9 protein-coding genes are annotated in these 13,851 nt (G+C 58.6%); 7 read left to right on the top strand and 2 right to left on the bottom strand.

Translation table 11 applies throughout. The features are described 5' to 3' along the window. The first annotated feature begins 16 nt into the window (after positions 1 to 16). The 4 genes from MCUTH_RS03690 to MCUTH_RS03675 all read left to right on the top strand — a co-directional run bounded on the left by MCUTH_RS03690 (position 17) and on the right by MCUTH_RS03675 (position 5,991). Positions 17 to 1,390: a nucleotide sugar dehydrogenase gene (locus MCUTH_RS03690; RefSeq protein ID WP_066955728.1), complete on the top strand. Its 1,374-nt coding sequence runs from the start codon at positions 17 to 19 to the stop codon at positions 1,388 to 1,390. A gap of 73 nt (positions 1,391 to 1,463) precedes the next feature. After that, positions 1,464 to 2,672: a glycosyltransferase family 4 protein gene (locus MCUTH_RS03685; protein WP_066955725.1), complete on the top strand. Its 1,209-nt coding sequence runs from the start codon at positions 1,464 to 1,466 to the stop codon at positions 2,670 to 2,672. After that, the gene (locus MCUTH_RS03680) at positions 2,657 to 3,847 is read left to right on the top strand and encodes a prenyltransferase/squalene oxidase repeat-containing protein (protein WP_066955723.1); all 1,191 of its coding nucleotides are present in this window, start codon (positions 2,657 to 2,659) and stop codon (positions 3,845 to 3,847) included. Before MCUTH_RS03685 ends, MCUTH_RS03680 begins: the two co-directional genes overlap by 16 nt. Beyond that, complete coding sequence (locus MCUTH_RS03675) at positions 3,844 to 5,991, top strand: bi-domain-containing oxidoreductase (protein WP_066955719.1); 2,148 nt, start codon at positions 3,844 to 3,846, stop codon at positions 5,989 to 5,991. The genes MCUTH_RS03680 and MCUTH_RS03675 overlap by 4 nt, the downstream gene beginning before the upstream one ends. A 298-nt stretch (positions 5,992 to 6,289) precedes the next feature. Here the strand turns inward: MCUTH_RS03675 and MCUTH_RS03670 are convergent, their stop codons facing one another. After that, positions 6,290 to 7,372, bottom strand: coding sequence for an archaeosine biosynthesis radical SAM protein RaSEA (locus MCUTH_RS03670; RefSeq protein ID WP_161937567.1), 1,083 nt, complete (start codon positions 7,370 to 7,372; stop codon positions 6,290 to 6,292). A gap of 589 nt (positions 7,373 to 7,961) precedes the next feature. Between MCUTH_RS03670 and MCUTH_RS03665 the strand changes: the two genes are divergently transcribed. Continuing rightward, complete coding sequence (locus MCUTH_RS03665; protein ID WP_066955716.1) at positions 7,962 to 9,389, top strand: phenylacetate--CoA ligase family protein; 1,428 nt, start codon at positions 7,962 to 7,964, stop codon at positions 9,387 to 9,389. Between the two features lie 15 nt (positions 9,390 to 9,404). After that, positions 9,405 to 10,793 (top strand): phenylacetate--CoA ligase family protein, encoded by a 1,389-nt coding sequence (locus MCUTH_RS03660; protein ID WP_066955713.1) that lies wholly within the window; start codon positions 9,405 to 9,407, stop codon positions 10,791 to 10,793. A 146-nt stretch (positions 10,794 to 10,939) separates the two neighbouring features. Here the strand turns inward: MCUTH_RS03660 and MCUTH_RS03655 are convergent, their stop codons facing one another. Beyond that, positions 10,940 to 11,956 carry a GNAT family N-acetyltransferase gene (locus MCUTH_RS03655; protein WP_066955710.1) on the bottom strand — a complete coding sequence of 339 codons (1,017 nt, stop codon included), beginning with the start codon at positions 11,954 to 11,956 and terminating at the stop codon, positions 10,940 to 10,942. Positions 11,957 to 12,402: 446 nt separating this feature from the next. Here MCUTH_RS03655 and MCUTH_RS03645 point away from each other — a divergent pair, with 446 nt between their 5' ends. Then, entirely contained in the window at positions 12,403 to 13,821 is a 1,419-nt protein-coding gene (locus tag MCUTH_RS03645; RefSeq protein WP_224732710.1) for a phenylacetate--CoA ligase family protein, read from the top strand. Positions 13,822 to 13,851: the final 30 nt, after the last annotated feature.

Genomic DNA, 13,851 nt, shown 5'->3' with positions numbered 1-13,851 from the left:
TACGAGGAGAATGCGCATGAAGATCTGTGTACTGGGATTAGGATATATTGGACTGCCGACCGCGCTGCTCTTTGCCGCCCATGGAGCAGATGTCGTGGGTGTCGATGTGAAGCAGGATGTGGTAGACTGCTTAAACCATGGGAACCTCCCGTTCAAGGAGCCCGGGATCGAGGATCTGTATCGCGAGGCGAAAGACCGATTTACCGCAAGCATTGAGCCTGAACCCGCAGATGTATTTCTGATGGCCGTCCCGACGCCCCTGGATCCGGCAACCAAGGTCTCGAACCTCACATACGTCAAATCGGCCGCCGACGCGATCGTTCCCCACCTTCGCAAAGGAAATCTTGTCATTCTTGAATCGACCGTCCCGCCCGGAACGAGCGAACGGGTCGTCATCCCAAGACTCGAGAAGAGCGGCGTCAGGATCGGGGAATTCCTGTATGCCCATTGCCCCGAACGAGCAATCCCCGGACACACAATACAGGAGATGTCAGAAAACTCCCGTATCATTGGCGGATACGACCGGGACTCTATCGACAGGGCGACATCGATCTACCAGACCTTCGTCCGCGGCCAGATCTACCAGACCGATATACGGACGGCGGAGTTCGTCAAGTTGATGGAGAACACCTGCCGTGACGTAAACATCGCGCTTGCAAACGAGTTCGCCCAGCTCGCCGAGGAGTGCGGGATCAACGTCTGGGAGGCGATCACCCTCGCAAACAAGCATCCCCGTGTCTCTATCCTCAACCCCGGTCCTGGTGTGGGAGGACACTGCATCGCCATCGATCCCTGGTTCCTGACCGAGAACTCGACACGGTGCAGGATGGTCTCTACGGCGCGGGAAGTCAACGACTCCATGCCGAATTATCTCCTGCACATCGTCCGTGGTCTGCTTGCCAGCGTGAGAGACCCGGTAATCAGCATCTTTGGCGTTGCCTACAAAGGCAACGTCGGGGATACCCGGGAGAGCCCGGCATTCAAGTTTATCCAGCTTGCTGAGAATGAAGGGTATGCCATCCGGTGCCACGACCCTTACGTGAGCGAGTTCCCGTACCCCCTCATGGATGCGGCGGACGCGGCCGCAGGAAGCGACTGCATCGTCGTACTCGCCGACCATGACGCGTTTCGCACGCTCGAGCCCGCGGGACTCCAGGTGAGAACCAGGCTCGTCATCGATACCAGAAACATTCTCGACCACGAGAGGTGGGCCAACCAGGGTTTTGCCGTCCGGGTTCTCGGAGACGGTTCATCGGTGCAACCGGTGCCCACAGGTGAGATCGTTCCACCGGCAAGCGTCTATCCTACAGATACTGCACAATCAATCGCGCCCACATCGCCGCCGTCACTCACCCTGCTCACCCAGAACGGGCGGGAGGGCTTTATCTAGTCCCCAATGACGGCGTAACACGGGGAGGATCGATCATCGTCGACGGCTGCACTCGAACTGCATGAGGAGTTCCATGAAACGGGTCTGTATCGTATCACAACATTATCCGCCAGAAAAGTCGGGAAACGCATCACGGATATACGACACCGCCGTGCACCTTGCACGGCTCGGCCTCGACGTGACCGTGATTGCGCCTCACCCCACGTTCCCCACAGGATCGTTTCGCCGCACCTGGAAGCGGTCGGACGTGCAGGAGATCGACGGTGTCCGGGTCGTGCGGCTCTGGACGTGGCAACCGGTCACCAGGGACCCGGGGTTCGCAAGCAGGATGGGGTATTACCTGATCTTCCCCATCCATGCCGCACTCTGGCTCCTGCTCGCCCGGAACCGGTTCGATGCGATCATGACCTCGGCACCGCCCCTCTTTACCGGGATCCCGGGCTACATCCTGAAGCGGACAAGCCGGGTGAAATGGATCCTCGATATCCGCGACCTCTGGATCGATGCATCGATAAGCCTCGGCTTCCTTAGGGAGGGGAGTCTTTTTGAGAGGTTGAGCCGCAGGTTCGAGCAGATGTGCCTTCTGCGCGCCGATCTCGTCGGGGTCACGACAGAAGAACTCGGGCGGAGGATCTCGTCGCGCTACCGGGTCACGGCCCCGATGGAGTTGATGCCAAACGGTGTCAACACGGACTTCTTCTCTCCAAGGGGCAACGGAAAGAAGCAGCAGATCATCTATGCCGGCAACGTCGGGCATGCCCAGGATCTTGATAAGGTTGCCCTTGCCGTCAAGTCGATGAACGGCACATACAACCTGAAGTTTCTCATCGTCGGCGACGGCGATATCGAGGAGCGCCTCAAAGACCTCGTGAAGGCTGAGAGTATAAGTGACTCGGTCATCTTCACGGGCATCCTCCCACGTGAAGAGATTCCCCGGCTCCTCTCCGAGTCCCTGATCGGTGTGGCACCCTTAAAGAAACTCGAGAACCTCGAGTACGCAGCACCCACCAAGGCATACGAGTATATGGCCTGCGGGATACCCTTCGTCGGCTGCGGAAGCGGCGAGATCGCCCATCTCGCCGAGAAGTCGGGTGCGGGGATCATTGCGGAGAATACCCCGGAGGCGATCGCTGCGGCGCTCATATCGCTCCTTGAGGACCCGGAGAGGAGAGAGGAGATGGGACGGCGTGGACGCGAGTATGTCGTGAAACACTACGACCGGCGCTCAATCGCTCAGAAACTGAAGCAACATATCGAGATGATGGCATGGACGGAGCCATAAAATCGCTCCTCTCCCGGACTCTCAGGGCGGTCCGGGATCTTGCGGTCGTCGACGGCGGGATTGCGTACATCCGTGACCCGGTCTTTCCGATCGTCCGCAACCGCGTCCACGCCGAGGTCACAAAGGCGATGCTCCGGTCCGGCGGCGATCCCCTCGTGGGCCCTATCCTCGAGTACGTTACGGCTTGCCAGAACCCCGACGGCTCCTACAACGAGATCCACGTCAACTACAACCAGCCCTCGGCCCTGATCACGGCTTTTGTCGGCGATGCGCTCCTTGAGGCGGCGGACCGGTATCCGCACGAGGAGAATCTCCAATGGGCCCGCGACTACGTCATCGAGGCCGAAAAACGGCCCGGCTACTTCCTGAAGTCCTCGGGCTACACCGCCGACCACCTGAACGTCGATGCCTCGTGCGGAGCGTTTCTTGCCCGGTACGCGGAGCGCTACGACGATCCGGTTGCCCGGGCGGCCGCTCTCCGGGCGGCGGAGAACGTCGTCCGCCACCAGCGCCCAGACGGCGTCTACCCCTATGCGGTCGATAAGGGGACGTACCCGTTCGTCTTCGACATCCCTTGCGTGCACTACCAGGGGGTGACGATCTATTACCTCGCCAAGGCAAACGAGGTGCTCTGCGACGAGCGGATCGACGAGAGCATCGATCGGGGGGCACGGTGGCTCGCCGCCGCTCAATACCCCGACGGGCGGTTCGACTGGTCGAGGAGCGGCCTTCCATTCGCATACTGCCTCTCGGGCGCCTACGCCTTCGCCCACGCGTCCTTTGCCTATGCGGCCAGGATGGACGACCGCTACCGGGAGAACGCCGATCTCGCTCTTGCGTGGCTTGCAGAGAACGTGGTAGGAATCGCCCCCAGGTGGGAGCCGGGCCGGTGGGCCGATCTCGTCCCATCGGTCAGGGCGGCGGCGAAGACGGCAGCGCTCGGGGACTATCCGTTGCGGCATCGAACGTTCCGGTTCGGCTACGCGGTCTACCGCGAGCTTGCCCGCAGGCGCTATGCAAAGACCGCGGAGACCCGGTCGTTTGAGGTCCTCCGTCGACTGCTCGGGATCCGGTCCTCGACCGTGGAACCGTCGAAGAACTTCCCCGATCTCTTCATGACATCAGAAATTCTCGATTGTCTCACTCAAGCACAAATCTGGGGTGGAGATTTATGAAACAGGTACTGCTCGACTTGCAGTCAGGGTCTATCCGGGTGGAGAACGTTCCCGTTCCCACCGTAACACGGGGGGTGGTCGTCGAGAACGCTTACTCCCTCATCAGCGCCGGCACGGAGTCGTCGCTGATCAACCTCGCACAGCAGTCGCTCGTCGGCAAGGCGAAGGCACGCCCCGACGACGTGAAGAGAATTCTCCAGAAAATCGGCACCGACGGCCCCCTCTCGGCGTACCGGCAGGCGATGGGTCGTCTCTCAAAGCCGGAGCCGCTCGGCTACAGTTGTGCAGGCACGGTGGTCCAGACCGCGTCCGATGAGTTTGAGGTCGGCGACCGTGTCGCCTGCGGCGGAGCGGGGTATGCGGTGCACGCGGAGTACGTCGCGGTACCGCGAAACCTCTGTGTCAAGGTTCCGGACGGCGTCAGCCTCAGAGAAGCAGCGTTTACGACCGTCGGATCGATCGCGATGCACGGAGTCCGGAACGCGAAGGTCACGGTCGGCGAGAACGTCGCAGTAATAGGGCTAGGGCTGATCGGGCTGCTATCCGTCCAGATCCTCAAGGCCGCCGGGTGCCGGGTGATCGGGATCGATATTGATCCGGGAAAGCTTTCGCTCGCTCAAAAACTCGGGGCCGATCTCGTCTCGAACTACGACGGCCTCGTCGAGAGGGTGAAGAGCCTCTCGCCGTTCGGGGCGGACGCGGTCATCATCACCGCGGCCACACGGTCAAGCGCCCCCGTCGAGGCCGCCGGGCACCTCGTTCGGGAACAGGGCAGGGTCGTGGTCGTCGGGAATGTGGGGATGAACCTGCCCCGGGATGTCTTCTACGCGAAAGAGGCGGAGGTCGTCGTCTCCCGGTCCTACGGCCCTGGACGCTACGATCGAAACTACGAGGAGAAGGGGCTCGATTACCCGATATACGTCCGCTGGACCGAGCGAAGGAACATGGAGGCGTTCCTCTCTCTGATACAGCAGAAGAAGATCGATCTCGCTCCCCTGATCACCCACACCTTCCCTCTTGACGATGCACCGGAGGCCTACAACCTCATCAGCACAGGTAGAGAACGGTTCATCGGGGTCCTCCTCCAGTACAGCCCGAACGGTGCAGGCCCTTCCGGCACCGTCGTTCGCCTCCCGGAGTCCGGGAGGCAGCCGCGGAAGGCTTCCACCGGTCTTCGAAGAATAGGGTGCATCGGCGCCGGAGTTCACGCCCTCTCCTCTCTCTACCCGCATCTTTCGGCACTCCCGGCGGACCTTGCGGCGGTCGCGACCGCGACGGGGCTCTCGGCGCAATCGGTCGCGAAGAAGTACGGATTCTCCTACTGCACCACCGACTACCGCGAGATTCTAAGCGATCCTGCGATCGATGCGGTGCTGATCGCGACCCGCAACGACCTGCATGCTAGCCTTGCGGCCGAGGCTCTCCGTGCCGGAAAAGATGTCTTCGTGGAGAAGCCTCTTGCCACCAGCATCGAGGAACTTAAGGAGGTCGTTTCCGCATGGAACGAGTCCGGGCAGCGGCTGATGGTCGGGTTCAATCGGCGCTACTCCCCTCTTGCCCGGAGGATGAAGGAGTTCTTTTCGAACCGGACGACGCCGACCGTCCTGCACTACCGCGTCAACGCCGGGCAGATCCCGTCCGGGCACTGGGTGCATGACGGCGAGCAGGGCGGCGGGATGCTGATCTCGGAGTGCTGCCACTTCATCGACTTTATGCAGTACATCACCGGTGCGCGGCCGGTCCAGGTCTATGCCCGGGCTATCGAGCCGACCGGGGATCTTCCAAAGTACGACAATTTCCAGGCGACCCTGGCCTTCGACGACGGGTCGGTCGGGACAGTCACCTACACGACCCTCGGGGATCGGTCCTACCCAAAAGAGATGATCGAGGTCTTCTGCGGCAACGCCGTCGGGCGGATCACCGACTTTCGCGACCTTGAACTCCGGCGGGACGGGAAGGCATCGCGTGAGAGGCGGTGGCTTACCCAGGAGAAGGGGTTTTTCGAGGAACTCCTGGCGTTCGTGAAGGGCGAAGAGCCCGACTTCCCGGCGAGCGTCGCAACGACGCTTGCGACGTTTGCGGCGTGGGACTCGATCGATACCGGAACACCCCGGACGATCGATCTTGGGCGGGTCGGGTTGTGACGTTTAAACCGATCTTTATGAGGGCTAGAGGTCGTTTAAGATCTTGATACATGGACGTTTCAAAAAGCCGCTATCAGGAGGGGAACCCTCATCCCAGTTCCCCACTATCCTTGGCTCATAGGTTGCTGTCTGTAGCCCCTCTCGAAGACCTTCGATCTTCTCAAACTTCGGACGTCCCGTCCGTCGCACCCCACCCGGCCTTCGGCCTCCTCAGACGCACCGCGAGGTGCGAAGTGCGAAACCGGTGAAAAAAGCCTAGGATGGGGTTCTCAGTTCACAGTCGATATGGAAAAAGTAGTTACAGTGATGAGATCCGGGTACTACGGACATACGCCAGCTGCTCGCGGATCCTCTCCGGGATCTTGCGGGGATCCGCCTTTGTGACGGCTTCTTTCCACTCACTGTCGCGGCACGAGCAGTCCAGCCCATCGAACTCCGTTACATCAAAGCGGCAGTTGTAGCGGTCGATTGCCCTGATGACCTCGTCATCGCATTTCCCGCAGTTCCTGGCCCAGTCGAGCGACTCGACCGAGTAGGTCCAGGGGCTGACGTAGACATGAGCACGGTCCCCGAACCGCTCCCGGCACTGCTGCAGGATGTCGACGAGGCTCCAGAGCCACGACGGGCGGTAAAGGTTGTTCTTCCAGAGTTCGTGCACGACGGTGTTCTTCTCGACCGTCGTCACCTCAAGATCCACGTAATCGATACCCTTTGATACACAGTAGGCGACGGTCTCGACGATATCACGTACCGCCTCCGCCTCGGTGAGGAACGGCGGTTTAACGAGCAGAAGCGGTTTTGTCAGCACACCCATACTCTGCATCCTTGAGTGGAAGTGATCGAAGTTGTTCGTAGAGAACCCCTTGTTGATGCAGAGGTTCATCACCAGGGGGTTTGCGGACTCAAACCCGAACGCCACCTCGAGCTGCCGGCCTCCTAATGCCTTCTTCATCCTCAGCACATGTTCGTCCGGCGAGTAATCGATCCTTGATTCGACGACCACCTTCTTGATGTTTTGATAATTGTTGATGTATGAGCAGATCTTCTCGATGGCTGCGACCGGCATCTCGTGCTCGTTGAAGAGATTCCCGTCGTTGTAGATCGAGATGATCGGGTAATCTCCGAGATCGACGGCGTCCATCACGTACTCGAACTGCGCGATATACTCCTCCGCAGAGACCGCTCTGCCCCGGGACGTCGCACAGTAAAACCCGCACATCGTGCAGCCCCCGGTCTTCTCGACCCATTCACAACCAGTGGATCGGAGAAAGATAATCAGCCGTCGAACCGGCTGACCATCGAGGTAACCTACCCGCTCTTCCCAACCGATGGGAATTGTAAAATCGAGATCCTGTGGAGCGACCCCGTTCTGTCTGCGCAACTCTCCGGCCAGTGCTCGGACTTCATTTAGGACATCATGTTCACTTGGGACACCCGTAAAGACGTCCGCACTGCTACTGGTATCTGGAATAGCCTTCTCTAGAATAATTATCTCCCCCCCAACCCGGGCACACATGACTCCGACGGAGACAAGAGCCCGGCGATCGTCGCCTTATCTCACCGAGACATATGCCCATAGGGCTGTGGATATTTATAGTTTATCCAGATACGTCCACCACGAGATTGGGTTTGCCCAAAGGTATTCTGAGATCGAAAAGGCAGGGAATCTGGCAATTTGAAAAACAGAGCCAAATTTGAACTCCACTAAGAACTCCCGCCGGGGCTTCCGGTGCACTCACAAGACCCCGAACCTGGAGTAGTGGGAGGTGTGCCATCATAATTTATTTATACCTCATTTGGGAGTATACAAACCCCGATGCACTCAGGACCGAACCCCGGACCACTCAAGCGAGGTGCATCGCCCGGCAATCGATATTCGGGGGAAGCATGACAGCTCGCTGGCGGGCCGGGGGGATTGGGGTGCCGTACCGGTGCGTATGGACAGAGTGCCCGAAAAGAGGAGATAAGCAATGGTATACTCTGGATCGATGAACTGCACCCGGGATTCATTCACAACAAGGGCTCTCAGCATCCTCCCATTCTATAATGAGTATAAAAAGACCTATGCGCTTCTTTGCCAGTCCCGCACATGGAACCGGGAGGAGATCGAGGCCTACCAGGTAGAGGCGCTCGGACGCCTGCTCGACCACGCTTACGAGAACGTCCCCTACTACCGCCGGGTCTTTCGGGAGCGGGAACTTGTCCCCGAGGATATCGCCACCTTAAATGACCTCAAACTCCTCCCATTCCTGACCCGGGAAGACCTGCAGAACAATCTCCCCGACCTGAAGGCTAAAAACTACCCCGAGTCGGCCTTTGAGTACGTCACCACCGGGGGGTCCACCGGCATCCCGGTCGGGTTCTACTACGAAAAAGGAGCCTCCCGGGCCCGGGAGTGGGCCTTCATGAAGACCCTCTGGGACCGTGTCGGCTACCGGTTCATCGACCGCTGCGTCATTCTCCGGGGCTACATCGTCGGCTCGCCGGAAGACAAGATCTACTGGAAGAAGACGCTCTTTGGCCGGTGGCTGGTCATGTCCTCCCATCACATGACCGAAGAGACCCTCCCGGCCTACATCGATGAGATCCGAAGGTTCCGGCCCCGGTTCATTCAGGCCTATCCCTCGACGGCCGTGATCCTCGCCCGATACATGATGGAGCACGAGATCAAGCCGTTCCCGACCCTCAAAGCAATCCTCTGCGGGTCCGAGAACCTCTATCCCTGGCAGCGAAGCCTGCTTTCCGAGGCATTCGGATGCCGGGTCTTCTCCTGGTACGGGAACTCCGAGCAGACGGTGCTTGCCGGAGAGTGCGAGGAGAGCACGCACTACCACATCTTCCCCGAGTACGGGATCGTTGAACTGATCGGGAGAGACGGTCGGCCTGTAACGAGACCGGGGGTGATGGGTGAGGTGGTCACAACGGGCCTCACCAACTACATCTGCCCCCTCATCCGTTACCGGACAATGGACCTTGCAACGGAGGCCGAAGGACCCTGTACCTGCGGCCGCTCATATCAACTGCTCGAACGGGTTGACGGGAGGGTTCAGGACTTCATCGTGACCTGCAGAGGTGAACTCCTCTCAGGGGTTACCATGAACATCGATACCGACGCCTTCGATAATGTTAAACAGTTCCAGTTCTACCAGGAGAAGGTCGGGGAGGTCATCCTGAACATCGTGAGAAAGCCCGGATTCAACAGCCAGGATGCAGAGTACCTCTACCAGGAAGTGAGCCGAAGCTGCGGAAGCGACGTCACCATCACCATACGATACGTTGAGCATATCCCACTTACCGCCCGGGGGAAGCACCGCTACTTCGTCCAGAACCTTCCTGTGCGTTTTGGCGAAGAGGAGATGGCCAAGTTTGAGCACATATCCCCGAATATCGTGGCTTAACGCCGGAGGTGCGCAATGAAGGCTGATTTCATAACAGCGGCACTGCGTGCAAACCCACTCACCATGAAAGCGCTCAGCCTGGTGCCATCCTACCATGCATACCGCAAACTGTATACGTTCCTCCAGGAGTCCCAGTGGTGGAGCCGGGAGGAACTTGAGGCCTACCAGATGGAGGCGCTCTCGCGTCTGCTTGATCACGCCTACGAGAACGTCCCCTACTACCGTCGGGTCTTCCGGGAGCGGGGGCTTGTCCCCGAGGATATCGCCACCCTGTCAGACCTCGAACTTCTTCCCTTCCTGACAAAGGAGATTGTCCAGGCCAACCTCCCCGACCTGAAGGCCAGAAACTACCCCGAGTCGGCATTCGAGTACGTGCGTACATCCGGGTCCACCGGGACTCCCATGGGTTTTTACTACGAGAAAGGCGCCTCCCGGGCCCGGGAGTGGGCCTTCATGAAGACCCAATGGGACCGCATCGGCTACCGGTTCACCGATCGCTGCGTCATCCTCCGGGGCCATGTGGTGGAGACGGCCTCAAACGGGATCTACTGGAAGAAAGCACTCTTTGGCCGGTGGCTGGTCATGTCCTCCCATCACATGACCGAAGAGACCCTCCCGGCCTACATCGACCGGATCCGGAGGTTCCGGCCCCGGTTCATCCACGCCTATCCATCGACGGCCGTGATCCTCGCCCGATACATGCGAGAACACGAGATTAAACCGTTCCCGACCGTCAAAGCAATCCTCTGCGGATCCGAGAACCTCTATCCCTGGCAGCGGAGTCTGCTCACCGAGGTCTTCGGGTGCCGGGTCTTCTCCTGGTACGGGAACTCCGAGCAGACGGTGCTTGCCGGGGAATGCGAGGAGAGCACGCACTACCACATCTTCCCCGAGTACAGCATCGTTGAACTGATCGGGAGAGACGGCAGGCCAGTCAGGGGTTCGGGGGCGATGGGGGAAGTGGTCACCACGAACCTCACGAACTACGTCTGCCCCCTCATCCGTTACCGCACCATGGATGTCGCGGTTGCGACGGAGAAGCGCTGCTCGTGCGGAAGGGAGTATCCGCTGCTTGAGAAAGTGGAAGGAAGGCTTCAGGAGTTCATCGTGACCCGGGGAGGGCACCTGATCTCCGTCACCCCAATCAACTACGAGTCAGGAGCCTTTGAGAACATCAAACAGTTCCAGATGTACCAGGAAGAGATCGGCGAACTGATCATGAAGATCGTCAGAAAGCCGACCTACACCGAGAAGGATACCCTGCAGTTGACCCAGGAGCTCCGGTGGCAACTTGGGGATGATGTGAACGTCCATGTTCACTTCGTCGACGAGATCCCGCGCACCGAGGGTGGGAAGTTCCGCTACCTCATCCAGAAACTCCCAATAACGCTCGGGGATCTTTAGACAGGAGGCGAACCGGTGTTTCAGCCGGTGTCTGCGGACGGTGGGAGGATCTTTTCGCCGGATGCGTTCGGCGAGTATATGGAGTGTGCCGACCGGGACGGGCCTATGACCCTGTACCCCGGTCCAATCGAGAGTCCGCAGTCCTCTTAGATCCTGCCGGTCGTCATCATCAACCGCTTGGCAAAGGAGAGATACGCCCATTCGGAGAATGCACCAAGGGTATCTTTCTTCACGATCTCGAAGTACGTCCGGAGATCGGGGTTGAACTTCGACTTGAAGAAGATGAGATCCGGGTTGTTGGCACCCATGTTCTCGAAGGTCCGGTAGCCTTCGGCCTGTGCACGCTGAATAAGCAGCCACTGGAGATACGCGTTTCCGTCATGAGAAGTCTCGATCTTCGGCGCACCTACCCAGAGCAGGAACCGCTTGTACTCCTGGGCCGCCACCACGGCTGTGATCTCATCCTCTGCATCGTAAAGTGTATAGACGCTGATCCTGTCAGGATAGGCACGAACAAGGTCGTCGAGGTACTCTCGCTTTATCGGCGGAATCGCAAGCGATGGGTCACGGTAGCGATCGGAGATGAGCCGGTGGAGTGTTGCGGTATCGTTGCTTCTCTCCAGCCTTAGACCGGCCTTTTCTTCTTTTTTTAGTTTTTTTCGGAGTAGGGAGTGGAAATTCTTCCAGATCTCCTCAAGGGGGCGCTCGAGGTTGATGGTGTACGTGTACCGGACCATAGGGCTGCACTGGTCCCAGAGGTAATGGCGTATATCACGAAACTCCGGGACAAAGGCTATCGAGAGGTAATTCGGCGAAAGTCCCTGGATTTCTTCCCGAATCTCTTTTGCCATCATCCCAAGCAGGAACTCCTTCTTGCTCTGCTTGAATCCCTGAAACTCTCTGCTCGTTACGCACCCAAGATGGGGTATCACAGTGAGAGGGGGCGGGGAGAAGATTGCATTAATGCCATGTATCCGCCGATAGAAGAGCGGGAATAGGGAGATTATCTCATCCCCATTGTAGACCGCGTAGGGAAGGAGTGTACTCCCAGTATGTTTTGCCGTCAGGTGGAGGTAATCCCACTTATGAAAGAGGAGCCCGGAGGGGCTCTCGTCGATGAAGGTGTCCCAGGTATCCTTGTCGTCAATTTTACTCACGGTCATTCAATCACCACGTCTCGCTATCGCGTTCGTCATTCGGCGACCTCCAATCACCCCACAGGCCTATATACCTTTCTTCAGGCCGCCTGGAGAACTCACAGCGGACCAGCCGTAATATCTATATATCCAAACACGGGAGGTAGGGGCATGGTCGCGCTCCGCCTTCATGCCCTGGATGATATCTCGTTTCAGTCATTGGAAGGCAATAATACAAATACATGCAGCGACATATGGGTCATTTTTTCGGAAAAGAGCCTATTTCCCGAGTTTTTAAAGCATTTCTATCAGACTACTGGACAGGATCAGGTGAATATACCATATTCTAAGGATTTCTTCTAAGAGAGTTCGTTTAAGCGTGTTAAATCTCAACGGACCTCACCAGCAATTTTGCGATATTGCTATCACATAAGCAAAACGTTTAATGCTGAGTACTGATATGAGCAGTCCCGATGGGTGTGCGGATGACTCGTTGGGGATTGAAGGATCTCCTGCCCGAACATTCAGTGACAATGCGGGCGCTTCACATCCTACCTGCATACTCAGTCTACAGAAAGACCTATGAGTTCCTCCGCCGGTCCCGTACGTGGAGCCGGGAGAAACTCGAGGCATATCAGATGGAGGCGCTCTCGCATCTGCTTGATCACGCCTATGAAAACGTCCCCTACTACCGTCGAGTCTTCCGGGAGCGGAGACTTGTCCCGGAGGACATCGCGAGCCCGGCAGACCTCGAACTTCTTCCCTTCCTGACAAAGGAGATTGTCCAGGCCAACCTCCCCGACCTGAAGGCCAGGAATTACCCGGAGTCGGCATTCGAGTACGTCACCACCGGGGGGTCCACCGGCATCCCGGTCGGGTTCTACTACGAGAAAGGAGCCTCTCGGGCCCGGGAGTGGGCCTTCATGAAGACCCAGTGGGATCGTGTCGGCTACCGGTTTCGCGACCGCTGCGTCATCCTTCGGGGCCATGCGGTGGAGACGGCCTCAAACGGCACCTACTGGAAGAAAGCGCTCTTTGGCCGGTGGCTGCTGATGTCCTCCCATCACATGACCGAAGAGACCCTCCCGGCCTACATCGACCGGATCCGGCGGTTCCGGCCCCGGTTCATCCAGGCTTACCCCTCAGCGGCCGTGATCCTCGCTCGATACATGGTGGAGCATGACGTCCCGCGGTTTCCAACCGTCAAGGCAATCCTCTGCGGGTCCGAGAACCTCTACCCCTGGCAGCGGGACCTGCTCACCAAGGCCTTCGGGTGCCGGGTATTCTCCTGGTACGGGAACTCCGAGCAGACGGTGCTTGCCGGGGAGTGCGAGGAGAGCACGCACTACCACATCTTCCCCGAGTACAGCATCGTTGAACTGATCGGGAGAGACGGCAGGCCCATAACGACCCCGGGGGTGATGGGTGAGGTGGTCACAACGGGCCTCACCAACTACATCTGCCCTCTCATCCGGTACCGGACGATGGATGCCGCAGTCCTCGGAGACGGTTCGTGTTCCTGTGGCCGTGCCTATCCGCTGCTCGAGAAAGTGGAGGGGAGGCTCCAGGAGTTCATCGTAACCAAGGACCACCGGCTCATACCGATGACGTCGGTGAACATGCACTCGGGCGTCTTTGACAACGTTGCGCAGTTCCAGTTCTACCAGGAGAAGGTCGGGGAGGTTCTGATGCGGATCGTGAAAAGACCGGGGTATACCGGACGCGACACGGAGCAGATACTCCGCGAACTCGAAGAGAAGTTTGAAGGCGACGTAGATGTGACTATCCGCTTTGTCGGAAAAATTCCCCGCACGCGGCGCGGGAAATACCAGTTTCTGATACAGAAACTGCCGCTGGATCGATGGGGCTACCATGAATGTGAGATGGTATAAAAAACGAGATCTGACTGTCAGGTGTTGGTG

The organism is Methanoculleus thermophilus (assembly GCF_001571405.1).
Classification (GTDB): Archaea; Halobacteriota; Methanomicrobia; order Methanomicrobiales; family Methanoculleaceae; genus Methanoculleus; species Methanoculleus thermophilus.
Note: the sequence above shows the minus strand (reverse complement) of the source record. Positions and strands in the feature narration are given on the sequence as shown.